Origin of the sequence: Demequina litorisediminis (assembly GCF_030161615.1) — a bacterium.
Taxonomy (GTDB): domain Bacteria; phylum Actinomycetota; class Actinomycetes; order Actinomycetales; family Demequinaceae; genus Demequina; species Demequina litorisediminis.
This window is the reverse complement of sequence record NZ_BSUN01000001.1, coordinates 2,260,864-2,279,812: the sequence shown is the minus strand read 5'-3', so window position 1 is coordinate 2,279,812 and position 18,949 is coordinate 2,260,864. Positions and strand designations below refer to the sequence as shown.

Sequence of the window (18,949 nt, the reverse complement as noted above, 5' to 3'; positions counted from 1 at the left end):
AGGGTGAGGCCTCAGCATACGCCCGCGCGCCCGCACCCCTTCACCGGTGGCGCTGGGGCCCGTGCGCGCCGTCACGCCGTACGATGTCGCTCAGTCTCAGCGTTGAGAGGACGACACATGGAGCCAACCGAGCGCACCCTCATCATTGGCGCCGGGCCCGCGGGCCTTGCCGCCGCCCGCGCACTCAAGGAGCAGGGACTCCCCTACGACCACGTCGAGCGCCACAGCGCCGTCGGCGGCCTGTGGGACATCGACTCCCCCGGCACTCCCATGTACGAGTCGGCCCACTTCATCAGTTCGCGCACCCTGTCCGGCTTCCCCGGCTTCCCGATGCCCGAGGACTACCCCGACTACCCGAACCACCGCCAGATCCTGAGTTATCTGCGCTCGTTCGCGGCCGATGCCGGACTCACCGATACCATCACCTTCAGTACCGAGGTGGTCGCCATCGAGCGAGAGGGCGACGGAGCCTTCACCGTCACCACCCGCGCCGCCGACGGCGCCACGGAGACCACGCGCTACGCGCAGGTGATCGCGGCATCGGGCGTCCAGTGGGACCCCAACATCATCGACATCCCTGGCTACACCGGGGAGATCCGCCACAGCGTCACGTACCGCGACGCCAGCGAGTTCGCGGGTAGGCGTGTGCTGATCGTCGGCGCAGGCAACTCGGGCTGCGACATCGCATGCGACGCGGCCCGCAGCGCCGATCACGCCGCCATCTCCATGCGCCGCGGCTACTGGTTCATCCCCAAGCACATCTTCGGCCAGCCGGTCGACGTCTTCGCGAAGAACGGCCCCACCATGCCGATGTGGCTCGAGCAGGCCGTCTTCGGCCGCCTGCTGCGCGTCATCAACGGCGACCCGACCCGCCTGGGCCTCCAGAAGCCCGACCACAAGGCTCTTTGAGACCCACCCGCTACTGAACGACCAACTTCTCCACCACCTCCAGCACGGCGACATCGCCGCGCGGCCAGGGATCGCATCGGCCGATGGCACAGTCATCACCTTCACCGACGGCACCACCGAGGACGTGGACCTGGTGCTGCTCGCCACGGGCTACCGGCACACCTTGCCGTACGCGCAGGCCCTGTTCGGCGACGAGCAGCACCCCGACATGTACCTCACGGCCTTCGCGCGCACACCAGGGCTGTACGGCATCGGGTTCGTCGAGACCAACTCGGGCGCGTACATCCTCATGGACATGCTCAGTCAGATGGTCGCGCAGCACATCGCCGACCGCATGCGGCGGCCCGGCGCCTGGGAGGCGTTCGAGAAGCACGTCGCGAATGACCGACCGGACCTCTCGGGTGGGATCCGTTTCGTCGACTCGCCGCGCCACACGGGATATGTGGACTCGCCGACTATCCGGAAGTACCTCAAGTCCGTGTCGAAGCGCATGGGGTGGACGCTCAGAAGCCTAGGCGCCGCGAGCCTGATCGAGGGTCAATCGTCGCACCCGCACGAGCCAGAAGGGGTGTGCGCCTGCCAGCACGTCGAGCACACGCCGTAATCGCGCGGCTCAGAGTTGCGCGAGATCATCACACGGGACCCGGCACGGCCGCCGCCCCTGCCCACCATCGGGTGGCTCACACCCCACACCTCGCCGCCAGACTTCAACCTGGCTCCCCAGACGCGCTCGGGGCGGCCCGATGCGGCACCGGCCTCCGCCTCCGAGGCGAAGTACTCGGTGTAGCCCTTGCAGAAATGCAGTGCGTGTAGGCCGTCGGCCCTGATCCCTTTGATGTAGGCTCGACTTCACGTCATAGCCGACGAGGTCGATCCGCGATGCGATATCCCTCACCATCGGACGGTTCTCGTGAGCGATGTTGAACTGCTCCATCGCCTCATCGAGCGTGATCAGGGGGGTATCGGTCATAGGGCTAAGAGTCGCACGTTTAGCGCTGTCCCATCACCACGCCCATGTCGCGGCCTCCGCGCTCCCACGCGCCATCCACCACAAGAGCCTCCCCGCGCACCACGGCGGCCACGTCAGCCGGCGCCGTCCCTGATGCGCTCCCTACCCCTGCGGTTACGATGTGGCAAGGCTGGCCGGCAGTCGAAACACGGAGGTTCCCTGTGGAAGGTCGAAGTCCCACGATCGTGCCGCCAGTGCTGTACCTGCCAGTGCGCGCGCATCCCGAGGGTGGCTCGTTTCCCGAGGTACGGACACTCAAGGACGGGCGTTCAGCACTGCTCGCCTACACAGGCTCTCGACCGTCTCGCGGACGCCTGCGGCGACAACCAACCCTGGGCGCTGATGCATACGTCGCAGGCTCGACGAGATCAAGCAGCAGCAGCCCTTTGACGTGGTCGCGTTCGATCTACGCCTTCCCCCGCATATGCTCACGGGCGGCAGGATCGCGTGAGCGACGACATTCAGGTCAGCAAGGCGGCGCTCGACGAGCGCTTCGACACGGTCATCTCGGGCTCGACGCACTCGACCGCACCATCGCGGGGGTGCCGGATGCTCCCGATGGCGGCATCGCCTCAGAGATCATCGGCTTCGCAATGGCCGCAGCCGTCGACGGCGCCGCGACCACCGCCGACGGCTACCGTGCCCTCATCGCCGTCGCTCGCGACGTGCTCGTCGATTTTGCGCACCATGAGCAGAATGCCGTGACCGAACTCGCCAACCTCGAACGCGCCGTGGAGGGCGACGAGTGAGCGGGCCACGATGAGCATCTCGCTTGAGATCCCGGGCGATCCCGCCGCTATCCGCACCGCGGCCGAGTGGCTCGATCCCACGCTCAAGGGCTCGATCAGCACCGCGGACATCGAACTCGTGTCGACCATCACGGACGCGCAATATCTCTGGACCGGGCAGTCGGGCTACGCATTCAACTCCGCGGCGCAGGCGGTACGCCGTTCCAACCACCAGGTGCCGGGTTACGCCGCAGATGTTGCCGAGGTGATGCGCGCCTACGCGGGCCGCCTGGAGCGCGGCGCCGAGGACTTCACCGAATATGCGTCACGCGCCCGCGACGAGGCCCTCACCGTGACAGGCAACGCCATCGCGGCCCCGACCACCTGGCTCAAGTACTGCCCCGACCCGAGCGGACCCGACTCCGCCGAACTGCGCGAGTGGAACCGCTACACGCGCCGCGTCGAGGCCTACCAGGACATCGCGAGCGACGTCGGCACGTGGTGGGGCGAACTCGATGCCTGGATCGCCGAGCATTTCGGCCCTCTGGTGCAACGCGTCAGTGAGTTGCAGGAGGGCGCAACCGCACTCGATGGCCTGACCCAAGGCAACGAAGAGGTGGTGGGACTCGCCTTCGAGTACGCCAGCGCACGGACCGCCCGGAACCTGGCGGAATTCCGTACCCACGTGAGCGACCTGCAGACCCAAGCGGACGACTTCCAGCGCGGCTTGCGGTCGGGCAATCCCGCCGTGCGTGCCGCCGCCGAGGCCGCTGATCCACGCGGCATGCGCGCGGGTATCGGAGTCCTGAACGAGACCATTGCCGGCGTCTCGAAGTCGGCACGCATCATTCCGATCGCGGGCGGAGTCATCGAGGTGGTGAGCGCCGGCGCCGAGATCGCGTCGGGCGAGTCACCCTCGAGCGTGGGCATCGGCCTCGTCGGCGGCATCGCGGGTGGCAGCGCCGTGGCTGGCGGAATCGCGGCCGCGGGTGTTGCCGTCCCGCCCCTCGGTGTTGCTCTGCTCGTCGCGGGTGGAGCCTGGGCATTGGGAGAAGGCGCACAGTGGGCGTGGGAGGCCTGGGTGCCGCTCGACACCCGTGAAGCGATCGATGACGGCCTGCGCGACTTTGGCGGCTGGCTCAACCCCTTCGACTGAGACGGACAGCGATGACAGATTTCGTGACCACCGTGCGTGTGCGTTCGACGCCGGCAACGGCCACGGGTGCGGGCTCGCCTGCACTCCTGTACGGCGCAGTGGGTGTGGCCGCCGCCGTCGCGGGCGGCATTGCCATGGGTGGCGACCTTCTCGCACAGCGCCTCACTGCGGCTGGCGTTGCTCTGGCGCTGGCGCTCGCTCTGGGGTACCTGCGTGCGCTGATGCACGCGACCTCGAGCGGCCGGGTCCGTGTGCGGACTCAGGGACCCCTGACCTTCGTGCCGCCCACGTCATTGGATCGCTGGCCGCTGCTCCTTGCGGCCGTGGCCCTCCTCCCCGCGGCAACAGCGCTCGCGATCGATGCGAGCCAGTTCTCGGACCAGGGCTCGATCTGGCTGGGAATCTTCACTCTCGCAGGGTTTGCGTGGTTGGTACAGCAGGCTCTCGCACGGCGTACACCCGTGGGGTTGGAGTTGGCCGATGCAGGCCTCCGCGGCGTTCGGGGCGCAGCCTCCGTGGACCTGACCTGGGAACAGGTGGAGGGGGCGTCCGCTCGCGCCTCAGGCAAGGACGGGGTCCTTGTCATCGCAGGGTCTACCGCCGTGACCATCAATGGCTCCCGGCTCGGGTCGGATCCCGCGGTGATCGCGGCGGTGATCGAGCACTTCCGCATGCACCCCGAGGACCGCCCGCTGTTGGCGACCCCTCGCGAGGCACTGCGCGTGGTCGAGGACGCCCAGCCAGGCTGACCTCCCGCACCTCCACACACCCTCCAACGCCCCAGTGGACCGTCAGGGCGCGATCCCGCACTTGAGTGTGCGCTAGTGGACTCCCACGGCGCCCCTACGCGCCGGACACCACCACCCGCACGTCCCAGTCACCGAGTTCAATCGAGCCACCGGCAGCAACAGCCTCACCCGTCACGGCATCGACCACGTCAAGGGGCACCGTCACGGAAGCAGAACCCCACGCCCAGTGATGCAGGAACCAGGCGCGTCGGCCATCCGCCAAAGACGACGACGTCACTCGTACGCTCTCCGGTACGCCCTCCCACGCCCCCGCCACAGGAGAGCCCGCAGCCCAGCCCATCAAGGCAGCCGCGGTCGCCTGGTCCGGGACGGTGCCGGCGACGGTGATGCGGCCCTCGCCCACGGGCATGGTGGTGATCGCGGCGTATCCCTCGAGGTGCGGGTGGTCGTAGCGGGCGAGCACCTCGGCACCCTCGGGGCGCAGGTACTCGGCCCAGTGCGTGCCGGCACCACCGGCACCCCCAGCACCCACAGCAAGCGGCCCGCCATCGGCCACCAGGCCCACGGGCGAGGCCAGCGACTGAAACTCCTGGTAACTCACGCCCGCGAGGGTCGCGAGCCGCGCGGGCTTGACGTCCAGCCGAGCCCGTGCCTCCTCGTCCCCGTACGCCGCGCGCGGCCCGAGCACCAGGTGACCACCTGCGCGGGCGTAGTCGCCCAGCCAGTCGAGCATCGCATCGGACGCGGTGAAGTCGGCCGCCACCACGAGCACGGGCCGCACCGCGGCGAACTCCGACGCCGATCCGAACACGGCATCGGCCCCCACCACCTGCTCGGGCCGCACCAGGTTCACCTGCAGCCCAGCATCGAACGCCGCGCGATAGAACGGCAGCGCCAGGCTGGCGGTACGCATCCGGGTTCGCCCCCATGCGCGCATCCCCGAGCGGCTGACCAAGCGTGAACGCCGACAGTGCCCACTTCGCATCGGACGAGTACAAGAAGGCGACGTCGGCATCGGGCGTCGCGCCCTCGAACAGCCCACCCACGCCTTCAAAGTCCGCGCCGATCTGCGCCACCTCGGCGTGGATGCGCCCGGGCTCGCGGTCGTGCGGCACCACGCCAATCCAGTACGTCTCGGCGCCGTAATGCAGGGTGTGCCAGTGCCAATACTCGATCGCCTGCGCGCCGCGTGAGACGAGCGCCCAGGCCACCTGGCGCAGCCTGCCCGTCGTAGGGCGGCAGGTTGTAGGCCGACTGGCCGATGCCGCCCGCGGTCGTCTCCGTCACCCAGAACCCGGTCTGCTTCGACGACCATGCGAGGTCCGCGAGTTCGTACAGACCCCAGGTGCCGTTGGCGATCCAGTCGGGCGTGAGGCTCCGCGTCCGACGGATGCGCGAGCCCGTCCTGGACCGTGTAGTAGACGTTGCAGCTCGCCACGTCGAGCGCGCGGCTGAGCGACGCGTCCTCGACTCCCGCCTGCTCGTAGGCGATGCAGGTGGTGACAAACGGCTTACGGCCGGCCGATGCCGGAGTCGCCTCCGCGACGATCTCGCGCACCAGGTCGGCTTGCCATGCGATGTAGTCGTCCACCAGGGACGCCTGGAAGCGGCGCCACGCCAGGTGGTACTGGGGCTGGAAGTTGCTGTCGGGCCGCCACAGTTCGTCCCACGACGTGAGGCGGTGCGACCAGTACACGAGGCCCCACTCCTCGTTCAGGGTCTGCACGTCGCCGTAGCGGGCCTGCAACCACACCTTGAACGCGGCGAAGATGCCCTCGTTGAACAGGTGACGCAGCCCGGGCTCGTTGTCGACCTGGTAGCCGACGATGCTCGGGTGGCCGGCGTAGCGCCCCACCACCTCGCGGATCACGCGCCCGGCATGCGTGCGGAACGCGGGGTGCGTGAAATCCATCTCCTGGCGGGCGCCCCAGCCGATGGGCTGGCCCGTCGCGCTGTCGCCGTTGATCTCGGGGTACTTCTTCGCGAGCCACATGGGTAGCGCGTAGGTGGGCGTGCCAAGGATGACGTCGATGCCGTTGGCGTGCGCGGCGTCGAGGACGGGCTCGAGCCAGTCGAGGTCGAACTCACCATCGCGCGGCTCCCAGGTGGACCACACGGACTCGCCCACGCGGATGAGGGTGAGACCGGCGTCGCGCATCTGGCGCATGTCCGTCGCGAGCCGCTCGGGGCTCGGCTGCTCACCGATCGCGGGGTACTCGTAGTAGTAGGCGGCACCGAGGTGTAGGCGGGACGTCGTTGTCTGAAGCCTGCGGCTGCGTCATGACAAGAATTCTGCCAGGCGGTCGGTAAGCGCGGTAGTGCTGTGCCGAGCACTCCCTACTTCAGAGCGAACCGCGGCGTCTTGGGCCACACCGTGTAGGCTCAGCGCCCACAGGATGTCGGCCGCCGCGACGATCCCGATGACCATACGGAAATCGGCGAGCGCCGCCGTCTGCTCGGCGTTGCCCACCACCCAGATCAGCACTTGGACTATGCCGAGCGCGATGAGCATCGCCACTACGGTCCGCGCCGCATCGGCCCAGCACTTGCGCATGTACGCCGCGCCGTAGAGTTTCTTCGGCGCTGGTCCACCGCGGAACCACTGCGTGTACTTCACGTCGACCCACGCGACCATGCGGTGCCCGTAAGCCACGGAGATTCCAAGGTAGATCGCAGCGAGCCCGTGATGCCACGATGCCGTGCCGCCGCCCAGCAGGTCGACGCACACCAAGGTGAGCAGGATCACGTCGACGACGGGCGCCGCGATGAGGAACGCAGCGCCGAGCCGAGGCCTCTTGAGCGCGTATCGCGTGACGAGTCCGGCGATGATCGCCACCCAAAAGGCGATCTCGCAGGCGATGATGGCCGCAAGAATCAAGGAGTCCCCCTCGTGAAGTTCTCGACGACCCTAACGGTTACTCCAGATCCCCCAGTTCAACACCAAGGTCAATCTCGCCCGGCGCACTCATCCCGCTCGGCAGCGTTGGCCGCTCGGCGCGGCCCTGAACGTGCACGATCTCCTCGGCGAGCCGCTCGGGCACCGCCGCAAGGAAGTACGCGTCCTCGGCGGTCAGCCCGCCCACTCCCCCACCCACGCGCGCATCGGCGTGTGGACCACGGAGCGCGTGATGGCCAGCCTGTCGCGCGCACGCGTCAGCGCCACGTACAACACGCGACGCTCCTCCTCCATCTCGTCCTCGTCGCCGAGCGAGCGAGGTGACGGATACGTGCCCGCCGACGCCCCGGCCACAAAGGCCCAGTCCCGCTCCAGCCCCTTGGCGGAGTGCACGGTTGAGACGATCACGTGGTCACTCTCCCCTGCTCTGGCGTCAGTTCCGACGCGAACACGGGCGACAGGATGTACTCCTCGATGAACTCCAGGATGGACCGCCGCGTCGCCGCAAGGCGCTCCACGTGGGCCAGGTCGCGGGCGCGGGCTTCCCAGTTCTCGTTGCGGTACTTGTGCGCCAGCGTCGGTTGCAGCATCGCCGCCGCACGCCCCACAGCATCCCCCACGCGCTGCGCGGCCTCCTCGATCGCGTCGAGCCCGTCACGCAGCCAACTCGGCATGCCCTTCAGGGCCGATGCCCGCGCCTCACGCGCCGTGGCCCCGCCATCACGCGCGGTCAGGAACGCATCGAACGCTCTGGCGGCCGTCACGTCACCCACGCGCGGCACCAGGGTGAGAAGCCGCAACCAGGCCACCTCGTCGTCGGGGTTCGCGACCACGCGCAGCGCGGACAGCACGTCGCGCACATGCGCCGACTCCAGCAGCCTTCACGCCGCCGAAGAACACGTAGGGGATCTCGTTCTCGACCAGCCGCGCCTCGATGGCACGGCCCGAGTAGTTCGAGCGCACCAGGATGAGGTGGGTCGACCACGGGCTCGTCGGCGCGGGCGCGGAGCATTTCGGAGACGATCCACCCCGCCTCGTCTTGCGGAGTCTCAAAAGAGTGCAACTCCGGCTTGAGCCCGCGCCCCCGCACGGCGCGTAGCCGCTTCTGGTAGTCGAGCGGCGACTCGGCGAGCAGCCAGTTCGCGAGGTCCAGGATCTCCTGCGTGGACCGGTAGTTGTCCTCGAGCCGCAGCACGCTCGCGCCGGGCACGCGGTCGCCAAAACTGTGAATGGACGCGAAGTCCGCCCCGCGGAAGCCGTAGATCGACTGCGCGTCGTCGCCCACGCAGTAGAACCGCGTGTGAGGCACCAGCGGGTCGATGATCTGCCACTGCAGCGGATTGGTGTCCTGCATCTCGTCGATGAGGACCTCGTCGTAGTGGCTACCCACCCAGGCCGCCACAGCATCGTCCCTCAGACGCGCGGCGAAGACGCGCAGAATGTCGTCATACGTGAGGTACTTGCGTTCCTGCTTGCGCTCCTCGAACGCACGCACGGCGGCACCGACGGCCTTGGCGTCGATCGCATCGTCCGGGAACTTGACGCGGATCGCCTCGGCGAGCGTGCGGCGCGTATTGAGCGCAAACGACAACACGTCAAGGATCTGCGCCGCCTTGAGCCCCTCCACCCGCTTGCCTCGCCCGAGTACGCCGCGCATGACCTGAGTGGTGTCGTCTTGATCCAGCACGCTCCAGCCGTCGTAGCCGAACACGTCGGGGCTGGTCCGCACCTCGCGCATGGCCCACGCGTGGAAGGTCATCGCCGCGACAGACCCGGCCCGCTGCGACAAGTCCGTCTGCACCCGCGAGCGAATCTCTGCGGCCGCGCGGCGCGTGAACGTCAATGCGAGGATGCGCTCGGGCGCCGTCCCGTTGCGGATGAGGTGGCGGATGCGCGCCACGATCGTGGTCGTCTTACCCGTCCCGGCCCCCGCGAGAATCAGGTTGTGGCTCGCCCCCGTCTCGACGGCGGCCGCCTGGGCAGCGTTCAATCCGTCGGTCTCAGCCATGCGCACCACTCTAGGCGCGCGCCCTGACACGCCCGCGCGGCCGGGATCACTAGCATCGGACCTGTCACGTCTCAGCGAGGAGATCCCATGGCAAAGGCGCCATCCGCATCCCACGCCCGCAAGGGCTGGTCCGGCCACGACCGCGTCGTCGTCATCACGGGCGGCGGCGGGGGCATCGGCTCCGCGTTCGCCCACCTTGTCGCGGCGCGCGGCGCCACCGTGGTCCTCGTCGACCTCCGCCCCGAGGCGGCCGATGCCGTCGCCGCCTCCCTCCCCGGCTCGGGTCACAGCGTGCTCACCGGCGACCTCACGTCCCGCGGCAACGTTGAGCACGTCCTCGACTGCGTCGAGGCGGAGCACGGACGCATCGACGTGCTGGTGAATTGCATGGGGATGACGAGCGCGGAACGGTTCGACGAACGCGATCCCGACTCCATCGACCACGAGCCTGCGCGTGAACCTCAATGCCCCGCTCATGCTCACGAACCTCGCCATCCCGCTGTTGAAGGCGGCACCCGACCCGCGCATCATCACCGTGGTGTCGCTCGGCGCGATCTTCCCGCTGGGCGAAACCCCCATCTACACCGCATCGAAGTACGGCCTACGAGGCGCCATGCTGTCCATCGCGCTGGACCTCGCACCCAAGGGCATCCGAGTCTCATCGGTGCTGCCGTCTGCGACTGACACGCGCATGCTGCGCCAGGAGGCCATCGACGGGGGCAACGCGTTCCAGTTCCAGGACCCGCCGCAGGCGCCTGAGACGGTGGCCCGATGCATGGCCGGGCTCCTCGACAAGCCGCGCCTCGAGGCCTACCCCAAGCCGAGCGAATCCTGGCTGGTGCGCGCCGCGCTACTGGCCCCGAACCTGCTACCGCGCGTCATGCCGATGTTCCGCGGCAAGGGCGAGCGCGGGCAGGCGAAGTACCTCAGGCAACTGCGCGAGCGGGGCCTCATCGACGAACGCGGCGAGTTGGTCGACTAGGACTCAGCAGGACTTGTAGCGATAGCCCGGATTGCCCTTGGCGACCAGGTCGAGGTCACGCAGAATCGTCAGCGGCGCACGGTCGTCGCGGGCGCACACCTGGGCAAACGTGAGCCCCGCCTCCGCGAGCGCCTGCGGGTACTCGATCTGGAGCACGTGGTCGCCGTAGACGTCCGTGTAGGCGGCGCATTCGTCCCAGGCCGCGCACTCCTCGGTCACCGCGAAGTCGAAGCCCCACTCCTCGTGCGCGGTGCGGGTGATCTCCGCCGCGTTCTTCTGGGCGATGGCCAGGCCGGCGGCGTGGGCCGTCTCCACGTAGGCGCGGGCCAGGGCCGCGGCGCCGTCGGCGTCGATCGCGTCGAACCGCGTCCAGGTGTCGAGGTTGTCGATCTCGACGGCGTCGAAGCCTGAGGCGGCACATCCCTCGATGACGGGTGCCATGAAGGCGAGGATGCGCTCGCGCTGGCGCGCGGTCGAGGGGTCGAGGATGTACTCGTCGGGCCAGTCCGGGTCGACGACGAGCGCGCCGCTCGCGTCCCGCAGCAGGAGCCCTGGCGACGCCTTCCAGATGTTCGCTTCGCCCGGCTGGGTTTGGAAGCCGTTGACGTAACAGACGTTGTAGGCACCCGGCAGCACGGCGGCCGTGGCGTCGCGCACCACCACGGCGGGAGTTGCCCCCGAGGGCAGCCGGTCGTAGGTGCCGCCCAGCCTGGTAGTCGAAGGTGCCGGTGGTGGGAGGCAGCGTGACCACGGGCGCCACGGAGTCCTGGCCAGAGCCCTGCCCCGTTCCGTGCGCCGAACCGTCGCCTGCGGAGGGTCCAGCGTCGGAGCCACCAGTTGCGTGCCCGCCGCTCGAGGACGAGGCGCCGGAAGAGCCGGAAGACGTGGACGCGCCATCGCGAGAGGACGACTCGGGTGACGGTGAGACAGCCGCCTCACCTGACGCCGAGACGCTGGCGGACGGTGACGGCGTGGTGCTCGGCAGCGCACTCGAAGTCGCGCTCGCGGTCGCCTCGGGAGTCAAGGTCTCGGAAGCCACAGCACTCGGCGACGGAGACGGGGAGGCGTCCCCCGTGCATCCGGCAAGCACCACCGCCGCCACCACGGCAACGGCGCACGTGCGCGCCCACTTTGTCAGCATCGGCCGTCCTTTCCAGGCATGTGGCGAAAGCCATCCCACCACACCATCGGCCGCCCATCCCTCCCGCGTAGGAACATCAGCACTCATTTTTGGCGCACCCTGCGCGCTGGAGGAATGCCAGCACGCATGGAATAGCGAGACCCCACCAATAGTTGACACTTCACGTACCCCTTCAGAAAGGCTTCACCATGCACGCCCTCGTCCAGCAGGAGTTCGGAGACCCCACCACGGTCCTCGCCGTCGAGCAGGCTCGATACCCCCGAGCCCGGCCCCGGCCAGGCGCGCGTGCGCCTGCTCCTGTCCCCCATCCACAACCACGACCTGTGGACCGTGACCGGCAACTACGGTTTCAAGCCGGAGATGCCCGCGCAGGCAGGCACCGAGGCTGTGGGCGTCGTGGACGCGCTCGGCGAGGGCGTGACGCACCTTCAGGTGGGCCAGCGCGTCGCCAGCGCCGGCACGTTCGGCGTGTGGTCGGAGGAGTTCGTCGCGGACGCCGCCGCCCTGATCCCGGTCGCCGACGAGATCCCCGACGAGGTCGCCGCACAGTTGGTGTCCATGCCCTTCTCGGCGATCAGCCTGCTCGACTCGCTCGACCTGAGCGAGGGCGACTGGATCATTCAGAATGCCGCCAATGGCGCCGTCGGCCGCCTGGTCGCGCAACTCGCGAAGGGCCGCGGCATCAACGTCGTCAGCCTGGTACGGCGCGCGGAGGGCGTACAGGAGCCTGCCGACCAGGGCATCGGCCGCGTGGTCGCCACCGACGCCGAGGGCTGGAAGGAAGCCGTGGCCGAGATCACCGGCGGCGCCCCCATCCGCGTGGGCGTGGAGCAGGTGGGCGGTCAGGCCGCCGGCGACATGCTCGACCTGCTCGGCGAGAACAGCACCCTCGTGATCTTCGGCGCGATGGCGTCGCCCGGCTCAACCTCCGCTCCGGGCAGATCATCTTCAAGCAGGCGACCGTGCGCGGGTTCTGGGGCTCGCGCGTCTCCGCCACCATGGCACCCGAGGACCGCGCCCGACTCATGGGCGAACTGTTCGCCCGCCTCGCCGATGGCACCATCACCCTGCCCGTCGAGGCGACCTTCTCGCTGTCCCAGATCGCCGATGCCGTGGCCGCGCACTTCACGCCCGGTCGCGCCGGCAAGGTGCTGTTGAAGCCGTAACGGCTCTCGCACCGCCAAGGCCCGCGTACGGCCGCCCCGAGATGGTGGGGGCGGGCGCACGCGGGCCTTCGTGTGTCAGACGCGAGCCGCGTCGACAGGTGGGGCCGACGACGCATCCGCCGCCGGCGTGGCCGTCTCGGCGGTCAGCGAGAACGCCGCGGAGGCGACGATGCTCGCCACGAGCATCGTGATCGCGAGCGGCACCGCGTTGGACTCACCCCCGAGACCCACCAGCGGCGCCACCAGGCCCGCGAGCGCAAATTGCAGGAAGCCGAGGAAAGCGGAGGCTGCACCGCCGGCATCGGGCACCGCATCCATCGCCATGGCCGTTACCGTGCCGAACACGAAGCCGAGCGAGCCCACGGCGACAACGATGGGGGCGATGAGCCACAGCGCCGACACATGCGCGACCACCATCGCGGCCAACACAAGAATGGCCGCGAGGTTCAGCGTGAGTCCAAGCCGAGCAAGGCGACGCACCCCGAAGCGGCCCGTGAGACTCATCGCTACACCACTGACCATCATCAGTACCAGCGCGTTGACGCCGAAGAGGATGCCGTAGGCGACGGTGCCGAGACCCATCAGGCCCTGGTAGAGAAAGGGCGAGGCGGAGATGTACGCCATCATCGTCGCGAAGGCGAACGTGAACGCGACGGCCGCCCCCATGTATTGGCGCGTGGCGAGCTCACGCAGGCCGGCACGCACGGAAGACTGCCCTGCGGCGACGCGTACGGAACGGGGATGCGTCTCTGGCACCACCACCAGGACCGCGATGAGCGACACGATTCCGAGGCCGGCGACGATCCACAGGAGGCCGCGCCACCCCAGCGGCTCGACCAGCAGGCTGCCCGCGACGGGCGCGACCACGGGCGCAGCGCCACCGACAATCATGAGAGCACTGAACGCCCTGGCGCCTTGCGGCCCGCGGGCGAGGTCCGCGATGACCGTGCGGCCAATCACCATGCCCGCCGCACCGCTCAGTCCTTGGATGAGGCGGGCGACGACGAGGAGAGCGATCGACGGCGCTGCGGCGGCAGCGGCAGACGAGAGCACAAAGAGCGTTGCCCCTGCGATCAGCGGGCCCCTTCTGCCGAGCCGGTCGGATACCGGACCAAAGATCAGTTGCCCCACGCCCGCGCCCACGAGAAAGGCCGTGAGCGACAACTGCACCGCCGCCGTCGAAGCCTCCAGGCTCCTGCGTCATCACGGGAAATGCCGGGAGGTAGAGATCGGTAGCGAAGGGCGCCGCGGCGGCGAGGAGGCCCGCGGCCACGATCAGCGCGGTGGTGATGCCGGGGCTTGGCTTCGCCGAAGGGTTGGTGGGGACAGTCATGCCACTCCTTTAGTTATGAATTCATAACTATAGTACGATAACTGTCACCCCGCGAAAGGACCGCATCGATGCCCCAGCGCGCCGACCACTTGGCCGACATCGCGACCGCCGCCATCTCGGTAGCACGCAAGATCCAGGGCGAGCCCTTCGACGATCCCGAGATCATCCCGCTCGTACACCTCGACCGCATCGTCCTGCGCCACATCCACCGCTACCCGGGCATCCACCCCTCGGCCCTCGCCGCAGACCTGGGACTCCAGCCGTCCAACGCCTCCACCGCGATCCGGTCGCTCACCGCCAAAGGCATGGTCGACAAGACGAAGGACCCTGCCGACAAGCGCGCCGTCCGCCTCCACACGACCGACCTCGGCGAGAGCGTCACGGCGCGAGTGCGGCGGGCCTGGGCCGACCTCTTGGACCCCCTGATCGCGGCCGACGACGACGCAGTACGCCTCGCGCGACTCCTCGTCGACCTCGACGACGCCCTCAACCGGCACGTGGGCTCCCACGGATCGCTCGATCCGGAGTGCAAGCGCCGCTAGGGTCGAGGCGCATCCTGATCCGCGCGCCGCCTTTCCGCTGTCGCTGACTCGGCGTCGGCATCGGGCTCCGCATCGACTTCGGGCTCCGCATCGGCATCGGCCGCGTCGACGCGCGGAATGGCCTGCGTGAAGTGGCTCGCTCGCTCCTCGGCCTCGGCGGATCCAGAGAAGAGACCTCCCTCGCCTGCCTGTTCCGCCTTGCGCTTGCGTCCAGGCGCACCCTGCTCGGTGACGAGGACGCGCTGGGTAGGCGCCGCATCGGGCAGCACCGACTGAATCCACAACACCATGGCCTCGCGGACGTAGCACCGAAGATCGAACAACGTGGGGGCATCGGCCGCCGTGACGAGGATGCGCACGCGCACGTAGCCACCCGTCGCCTCAGTGACCTGGAGGACGTTCGCCCGGCCGTCGTAGAGCGGGGTGTCCTCGAGGATGGCGGCGAGGTGCTCGCGCATCTGTTGCGGCGAGACGCGCCAGTCGAGGTCCAACTCCACCGAGCCCAACAGTTCCGAGCCGTGACGGGTCCAGTTTTGGTACGGCGTCGTGGTGAAGTACGTGCACGGGAGGACCAGCCGACGGTCATCCCACAGGTCGAGGACCACGTAGGCGAGCGTGATCTCGCCGACCTTGCCCCACTCCCCTCGGCAACGATGACGTCGTCAACGCGCAGCGCATCCGAGAACACCAACTGGATGCCGGCGAACATGTTGGCGAGCACCGACTGGGCCGCGAGGCCCGCGACGATCGACGCGATACCGGCCGATGCCAGGACAGACGCGCCGATCGCACGCACCGAATCGAAGGTGAGCAAGGCGGCACCAATGGCCACGACAACGATCAGCGCGATCGCAAGGCGGCGCATGATCTGGGTCTGCGTCTGGAGTTTGCGGGCGAGGCGGTTGTCGCGCATGTCGATGGGGTTGCGGGCCAGCGCCAGATCCGCCGTGAACTGCACCAGGCCGATGAGGAGCCACGCGAGCGCGCCAATCGCCGCGATGGACACGAGGCGCGACAAGGCAGGGAGCCAATCGCTTTCGGCTGCGGCGGTCTGCACTCCGATCCATAGCCCGAGGAGCAGGAACAGCAGCCAGAACGGATTGCGCACGCGCGCCATGATGTCTGCCGCCCAGGCTTTGCGCCGGGCCACGATGCGCACGATGATCTCGACCGCCACCGCGACGATGACCGCCACGATCACAGCGGTGCCGGCGGTGAGGCCGTGGTGCCACCAGTTTTCAAACATGGTTCTCCCTCGCAAGGTCGACGCTGGATAAGGAGGCGAACGCCTGCGCGTGCCGATGCGTTCCCCGGCTGGTTCTGCGGCTGTGGCACGTGGGGAGGGCTTGTGGCGGGCCGCGCGGGTGGCGCGTGCATCGTGGGCGAGCGCGACTATCCACAGAAGCGGCATTCGCCAGGCGAGTCCGGTGGCGCGTCGGTAGGGTCGCAAGGCATGGGGGCCAGCAAAGGGGGCAGTATGCGACGAATCGGGACGATCGCTGGCGGCATGTGTGTCGCGGTCTTGCTGCTCGGCGGATGCACGGGCGATGCAGATCCGATTGTCACGTCGACGCCGTCACCGTCCTCGTCGGTCGCGGCGGTTGATCCGTCGGTGAGCCCTTCGCCTTCGGCGACTCCCTCGCCCAGCGCCACGGCACTCACCGAGGAAGAAGTGCTCGCCGCGATACCTGAGGATGCGCGTGCAGAGAATCTCCCCGGTGCAGCGGCCTTCATGCGCCACTTCTTGGATCTGTATCAACCGATGTTCTCCGCTGACCATGAGACGGCACTATTCAACGCGCTTAGTGGCGAGAGTTGTGAGTTCTGCGCGGACGCACTGGAGACAGCCCACAACGCTGCAGCACGCGGCGCCTATGCCACGGGCGGCGAGCCTCACGTGGCCCGACAAGGACGATCTGGCGGCTTTCGCGCGCGGAGGCCAGAAGGACGACGGCTTCTGGTACGTCGAGCAACGGTTCGAGGCGGAAGATACGACTACGTACACATCGTCCGATGTGCTCGCGGGAACCGTCGAAGGCGGTACGGGCGCCGTAACAGCAAAACTCCAGTGGCTCGAAACGGGGTGGACGGTGCTCGGCGTGAATTTTAGGTACGACGATGATTGACGTCGTCATGGCAATTGTTCTGGCGCTCGTGGTCGCCACCGACACCGATGAGGATTACTTGGGCGGCACCCGAGGCCAAACCGGCGATTCCTCGGTCACCGTAGATGGTGCGATATCTAGCACATCCGGCGACACTTCGATGGCAACGGCGAGCGGAACGGAGGATAGGTTCATACGCCACGACCTCTGCCTCGATTGGATCGAAATTCACGGTTCGATCCGCATCACAAACCTTTCGTTCGTGGGATCCATACCCGACTGCATCCAAGGATTAGGCTTCCACTGAGGTCGAGTTCTGCCCCGCCGGCATGTCAACGGTGTTGCCGCTATGGAGGAGTGAGTCCTTGGGTGACGGTTCGTACGGCGCGTGGCAGTTGATAGAGCACTACACCTGTGCCACGGATCCTCTGTACGAGGCCGCGATCAATGCGTGGCGCTCGATGGAGATCACTCCCACCAACTACGAGACCCAGCCCGACACCGGCTACGCGATCACCACGCTCGGCATCATCCCCATCGCCGATGACAGCCCCCGCACCCGCACGGTCACCCTCCTGGGCACCAGCGTCCACCTCCGCGCCACCCCGACCGACTTCACCTGGAGCGCCGACGGCGACACCTGGACCACCACCGATCCAGGCACCACCCACGCCAACGGCGGCACCCCTCTCACCTTCGACGCAGGCGAACGCCGCATCCACCTGGGCCTCACCACCACCTGGACCGGACAGTTCTCCCTCAACAACGGCAACACCTGGATCGACGCCCCCGGCACCGCCACCACCACCTCACCGTCCACCAGCATCCACCTCTATAGCCCCCGCGCACGCCTCGTCGACTGCGACCTCAACGGCACCTGCACTTCGAGCCAGCAAGCCACTAACGCCACGACCCCCAACTTCCTCGACCCGGACGCCGACGGCACCGACAACTACACCGTCCCCGACAACGAGATCGACGCCTACTTGGCCCAGCGACAATGAAGCCATGACAGACATCTGGCGCGCCGCCGTCGCCGCGACCATCACACCCGACCCAGCCGTCGCATCGGCCAGTCCCAGTGGCTGGGTCGCCGTGCCCGAAACGAGCGACGACACCCTGCGCGAGGCCACAGGCCGCGGCTGGGCCGACTGGGTGGCGATCATCGACGCGGGGCCCGCGCGCGGCCAGTCACACACCGAGATCGCCGACTGGGTCAAGGCCGAGACCGACATCGTCGCCTGGTGGTGGGCGCAGAACGTCACCGTCGGATACGAACGCATCACCGGGCTGCGCCTGCCCGGCCAGATGAAGGACGGCACCTTCACTGTCTCGCGGTCCCGCACACTTCAAGCGGCCGATGCGTCCCTCACTTACGAAGACCCGGCCCGCCTCAAGGCGTCCCTCCCCCAGGCCCACGTCACCCGCACATCCAAGCCGGGAGTCAAAACTCCTCGGTTCACGCTCACCGAGGCCGCGAGCGCGACCCGCCTGGGCCAGGTCACCTTCACCGTCGATGCCACGAAGACCGGCCAGCGCCTCACGGTGACCCACGAGAAGTTGCCCTCGCTCCACGCATGCGAACCGTGGAAGGCGTTCTGGAGCCTTCTGGCTCGACGCCCGCTGAGCGTCCACTAGGAAGCAGCGAGGTGCGAACACGCACCGTGAGCGTCCACGAGGGCGCGTGTGCCACGCTGGGCGCATGAGGATTCTGATCATCGGCACCGGACACGTCGGAAGCGCCGCGCGCGCCGCACTCGAAGCAAGCCACGACGTGATCGTCGCGAGCCGGTCAACCACACCCGCGGTCGACATCACCGACCAGGCGTCGATCCAGGCCCTGTTCGAGACCGTCGGCACGGTAGACGCGGTCGTCACCACCGTCGGCAAGGTCCCCTTCAAGCCACTGGCAGACCTCACGCGTGACGACCTTGAAGCGGGGCTCGCGGGCAAGGTGCTCTCCCAGATCGACGTGGTGCGCATCGGCCTGCCGTACGTCACCGATGGCGGCTCCTTCACCGTCACCAGCGGCGTCCTCGCCCGCGAACCCATCCGCACCAGCGCCGCCGCCTCGATGGCCAACGGGGCGCTCGAGACTTACGTGATGGCCGCCGCCCCCGAGATGCCCCGCGGCATCCGGCTTAACGCGGTCAGCCCGTCGGTACTGGCCTCGTCGCCCCAGCATCACGCCGCGTTCGCGGGCTTCCCCCGGTGAGCGACGCAGC

The 18,949-nt window shown here is 68.3% G+C and carries 25 protein-coding genes and 4 pseudogenes; 17 read left to right on the top strand and 12 right to left on the bottom strand.

The genetic code is table 11. The features are described 5' to 3' along the window. Positions 1 to 117 precede the first annotated feature (117 nt). The 7 genes and pseudogenes from QQK48_RS13995 (at position 118) to QQK48_RS13965 (ending at position 4,551) form a co-directional block, all read left to right on the top strand. Positions 118 to 909: a flavin-containing monooxygenase gene (locus QQK48_RS13995; RefSeq protein WP_284328858.1), complete on the top strand. Its 792-nt coding sequence runs from the start codon at positions 118 to 120 to the stop codon at positions 907 to 909. Between the two features lie 13 nt (positions 910 to 922). Next, positions 923 to 1,027: pseudogene (locus QQK48_RS13990) on the top strand (hypothetical protein); the annotation flags it as partial. A 6-nt stretch (positions 1,028 to 1,033) separates the two neighbouring features. Further along, positions 1,034 to 1,513 (top strand): NAD(P)/FAD-dependent oxidoreductase, encoded by a 480-nt coding sequence (locus QQK48_RS13985; RefSeq protein WP_284328857.1) that lies wholly within the window; start codon positions 1,034 to 1,036, stop codon positions 1,511 to 1,513. A gap of 15 nt (positions 1,514 to 1,528) precedes the next feature. After that, the gene (locus tag QQK48_RS13980; RefSeq protein ID WP_284328856.1) at positions 1,529 to 1,696 is read left to right on the top strand and encodes a hypothetical protein; all 168 of its coding nucleotides are present in this window, start codon (positions 1,529 to 1,531) and stop codon (positions 1,694 to 1,696) included. 416 nt (positions 1,697 to 2,112) lie between these two features. Continuing rightward, positions 2,113 to 2,667 carry a hypothetical protein gene (locus QQK48_RS13975; protein ID WP_284328855.1) on the top strand — a complete coding sequence of 185 codons (555 nt, stop codon included), beginning with the start codon at positions 2,113 to 2,115 and terminating at the stop codon, positions 2,665 to 2,667. Positions 2,668 to 2,677: 10 nt separating this feature from the next. Further along, the gene (locus QQK48_RS13970) at positions 2,678 to 3,802 is read left to right on the top strand and encodes a hypothetical protein (RefSeq protein WP_284328854.1); all 1,125 of its coding nucleotides are present in this window, start codon (positions 2,678 to 2,680) and stop codon (positions 3,800 to 3,802) included. Positions 3,803 to 3,813: 11 nt separating this feature from the next. Beyond that, positions 3,814 to 4,551 (top strand): hypothetical protein, encoded by a 738-nt coding sequence (locus QQK48_RS13965; RefSeq protein WP_284328853.1) that lies wholly within the window; start codon positions 3,814 to 3,816, stop codon positions 4,549 to 4,551. Positions 4,552 to 4,645: 94 nt separating this feature from the next. Here the strand turns inward: QQK48_RS13965 and QQK48_RS13960 are convergent, their stop codons facing one another. The 8 genes and pseudogenes from QQK48_RS13960 to QQK48_RS13925 form a co-directional block, all read right to left on the bottom strand. Beyond that, positions 4,646 to 5,464: a beta-galactosidase trimerization domain-containing protein gene (locus QQK48_RS13960; protein ID WP_284329408.1), complete on the bottom strand. Its 819-nt coding sequence runs from the start codon at positions 5,462 to 5,464 to the stop codon at positions 4,646 to 4,648. 196 nt (positions 5,465 to 5,660) lie between these two features. After that, positions 5,661 to 5,762, bottom strand: a pseudogene (locus tag QQK48_RS13955) (hypothetical protein); the annotation flags it as partial. A 191-nt stretch (positions 5,763 to 5,953) separates the two neighbouring features. Further along, positions 5,954 to 6,757: pseudogene (locus QQK48_RS13950) on the bottom strand (beta-galactosidase); the annotation flags it as partial. A gap of 72 nt (positions 6,758 to 6,829) precedes the next feature. Then, positions 6,830 to 7,429, bottom strand: coding sequence for a hypothetical protein (locus QQK48_RS13945; protein WP_348523643.1), 600 nt, complete (start codon positions 7,427 to 7,429; stop codon positions 6,830 to 6,832). Positions 7,430 to 7,466: 37 nt separating this feature from the next. Further along, entirely contained in the window at positions 7,467 to 7,634 is a 168-nt protein-coding gene (locus QQK48_RS13940) for a hypothetical protein (protein WP_284328852.1), read from the bottom strand. After that, positions 7,622 to 7,855 carry a 3'-5' exonuclease gene (locus tag QQK48_RS13935; RefSeq protein ID WP_284328851.1) on the bottom strand — a complete coding sequence of 78 codons (234 nt, stop codon included), beginning with the start codon at positions 7,853 to 7,855 and terminating at the stop codon, positions 7,622 to 7,624. The genes QQK48_RS13940 and QQK48_RS13935 overlap by 13 nt, the downstream gene beginning before the upstream one ends. Then, positions 7,852 to 8,247, bottom strand: coding sequence for a hypothetical protein (locus tag QQK48_RS13930; protein ID WP_284328850.1), 396 nt, complete (start codon positions 8,245 to 8,247; stop codon positions 7,852 to 7,854). The genes QQK48_RS13935 and QQK48_RS13930 overlap by 4 nt, the downstream gene beginning before the upstream one ends. Continuing rightward, positions 8,208 to 9,455, bottom strand: coding sequence for an ATP-dependent helicase (locus QQK48_RS13925; RefSeq protein ID WP_284328849.1), 1,248 nt, complete (start codon positions 9,453 to 9,455; stop codon positions 8,208 to 8,210). The genes QQK48_RS13930 and QQK48_RS13925 overlap by 40 nt, the downstream gene beginning before the upstream one ends. An 87-nt stretch (positions 9,456 to 9,542) precedes the next feature. Between QQK48_RS13925 and QQK48_RS13920 the strand changes: the two are divergent. Together QQK48_RS13920 and QQK48_RS13915 are read left to right on the top strand one after the other, a co-directional pair. Further along, positions 9,543 to 9,836: pseudogene (locus QQK48_RS13920) on the top strand (SDR family NAD(P)-dependent oxidoreductase); the annotation flags it as partial. A gap of 73 nt (positions 9,837 to 9,909) precedes the next feature. Further along, a complete protein-coding gene (locus QQK48_RS13915; protein WP_284328848.1) occupies positions 9,910 to 10,437 on the top strand; it encodes an SDR family NAD(P)-dependent oxidoreductase in 528 nt (175 codons plus the stop codon). A gap of 3 nt (positions 10,438 to 10,440) precedes the next feature. On the opposite strand, the gene QQK48_RS13910 is transcribed toward QQK48_RS13915, so the two are convergent. Further along, positions 10,441 to 11,271, bottom strand: coding sequence for an endo alpha-1,4 polygalactosaminidase (locus QQK48_RS13910; protein ID WP_284328847.1), 831 nt, complete (start codon positions 11,269 to 11,271; stop codon positions 10,441 to 10,443). Positions 11,272 to 11,372: 101 nt separating this feature from the next. Continuing rightward, positions 11,373 to 11,567, bottom strand: coding sequence for a hypothetical protein (locus QQK48_RS13905; RefSeq protein ID WP_284328846.1), 195 nt, complete (start codon positions 11,565 to 11,567; stop codon positions 11,373 to 11,375). Between the two features lie 296 nt (positions 11,568 to 11,863). Here QQK48_RS13905 and QQK48_RS13900 point away from each other — a divergent pair, with 296 nt between their 5' ends. Next, on the top strand, positions 11,864 to 12,736 hold the full coding sequence (locus tag QQK48_RS13900) for a zinc-binding dehydrogenase (protein WP_348523642.1): 873 nt from the start codon (positions 11,864 to 11,866) through the stop codon (positions 12,734 to 12,736). 83 nt (positions 12,737 to 12,819) lie between these two features. Here the strand turns inward: QQK48_RS13900 and QQK48_RS13895 are convergent, their stop codons facing one another. Continuing rightward, complete coding sequence (locus QQK48_RS13895) at positions 12,820 to 13,914, bottom strand: Bcr/CflA family efflux MFS transporter (protein WP_284328845.1); 1,095 nt, start codon at positions 13,912 to 13,914, stop codon at positions 12,820 to 12,822. Positions 13,915 to 14,145: 231 nt separating this feature from the next. Here QQK48_RS13895 and QQK48_RS13890 point away from each other — a divergent pair, with 231 nt between their 5' ends. Further along, positions 14,146 to 14,619: a MarR family winged helix-turn-helix transcriptional regulator gene (locus QQK48_RS13890; protein WP_284328844.1), complete on the top strand. Its 474-nt coding sequence runs from the start codon at positions 14,146 to 14,148 to the stop codon at positions 14,617 to 14,619. Here the strand turns inward: QQK48_RS13890 and QQK48_RS13885 are convergent. Next, positions 14,616 to 15,224 carry a hypothetical protein gene (locus tag QQK48_RS13885; protein WP_284328843.1) on the bottom strand — a complete coding sequence of 203 codons (609 nt, stop codon included), beginning with the start codon at positions 15,222 to 15,224 and terminating at the stop codon, positions 14,616 to 14,618. The two genes, QQK48_RS13890 and QQK48_RS13885, sit on opposite strands and share 4 nt — an antisense overlap. A gap of 90 nt (positions 15,225 to 15,314) precedes the next feature. Between QQK48_RS13885 and QQK48_RS20330 the strand changes: the two genes are divergently transcribed. The 6 genes from QQK48_RS20330 (at position 15,315) to QQK48_RS13855 (ending at position 18,939) form a co-directional block, all read left to right on the top strand. Further along, the gene (locus QQK48_RS20330) at positions 15,315 to 15,896 is read left to right on the top strand and encodes a hypothetical protein (protein WP_348523641.1); all 582 of its coding nucleotides are present in this window, start codon (positions 15,315 to 15,317) and stop codon (positions 15,894 to 15,896) included. 597 nt (positions 15,897 to 16,493) lie between these two features. Continuing rightward, the gene (locus tag QQK48_RS13875) at positions 16,494 to 16,745 is read left to right on the top strand and encodes a hypothetical protein (RefSeq protein ID WP_284328842.1); all 252 of its coding nucleotides are present in this window, start codon (positions 16,494 to 16,496) and stop codon (positions 16,743 to 16,745) included. Next, positions 16,738 to 17,031 carry a hypothetical protein gene (locus QQK48_RS13870; protein WP_284328841.1) on the top strand — a complete coding sequence of 98 codons (294 nt, stop codon included), beginning with the start codon at positions 16,738 to 16,740 and terminating at the stop codon, positions 17,029 to 17,031. Before QQK48_RS13875 ends, QQK48_RS13870 begins: the two co-directional genes overlap by 8 nt. A gap of 58 nt (positions 17,032 to 17,089) precedes the next feature. Then, positions 17,090 to 17,728, top strand: coding sequence for a hypothetical protein (locus QQK48_RS13865; RefSeq protein ID WP_284328840.1), 639 nt, complete (start codon positions 17,090 to 17,092; stop codon positions 17,726 to 17,728). Positions 17,729 to 17,732: 4 nt separating this feature from the next. After that, on the top strand, positions 17,733 to 18,362 hold the full coding sequence (locus QQK48_RS13860; protein ID WP_284328839.1) for a hypothetical protein: 630 nt from the start codon (positions 17,733 to 17,735) through the stop codon (positions 18,360 to 18,362). A 64-nt stretch (positions 18,363 to 18,426) separates the two neighbouring features. Beyond that, on the top strand, positions 18,427 to 18,939 hold the full coding sequence (locus QQK48_RS13855; protein WP_284328838.1) for a short chain dehydrogenase: 513 nt from the start codon (positions 18,427 to 18,429) through the stop codon (positions 18,937 to 18,939). Positions 18,940 to 18,949 lie beyond the last annotated feature (10 nt).

Coding starts and splice junctions, on each gene's coding strand:
- QQK48_RS13995 (WP_284328858.1), top strand. CDS start 118: ATGGAGCCAACCGAGCGCACCCTCATCATTGGCGCCGGGCCCGCGGGC.
- QQK48_RS13970 (WP_284328854.1), top strand. CDS start 2,678: ATGAGCATCTCGCTTGAGATCCCGGGCGATCCCGCCGCTATCCGCACC.
- QQK48_RS13965 (WP_284328853.1), top strand. CDS start 3,814: ATGACAGATTTCGTGACCACCGTGCGTGTGCGTTCGACGCCGGCAACG.
- QQK48_RS13960 (WP_284329408.1), bottom strand. CDS start 5,464: ATGCGTACCGCCAGCCTGGCGCTGCCGTTCTATCGCGCGGCGTTCGAT.
- QQK48_RS13925 (WP_284328849.1), bottom strand. CDS start 9,455: ATGGCTGAGACCGACGGATTGAACGCTGCCCAGGCGGCCGCCGTCGAG.
- QQK48_RS13890 (WP_284328844.1), top strand. CDS start 14,146: ATGCCCCAGCGCGCCGACCACTTGGCCGACATCGCGACCGCCGCCATC.
- QQK48_RS20330 (WP_348523641.1), top strand. CDS start 15,315: ATGCCGGCGAACATGTTGGCGAGCACCGACTGGGCCGCGAGGCCCGCG.
- QQK48_RS13875 (WP_284328842.1), top strand. CDS start 16,494: ATGCCACGGGCGGCGAGCCTCACGTGGCCCGACAAGGACGATCTGGCG.
- QQK48_RS13870 (WP_284328841.1), top strand. CDS start 16,738: ATGATTGACGTCGTCATGGCAATTGTTCTGGCGCTCGTGGTCGCCACC.
- QQK48_RS13860 (WP_284328839.1), top strand. CDS start 17,733: ATGACAGACATCTGGCGCGCCGCCGTCGCCGCGACCATCACACCCGAC.
- QQK48_RS13855 (WP_284328838.1), top strand. CDS start 18,427: ATGAGGATTCTGATCATCGGCACCGGACACGTCGGAAGCGCCGCGCGC.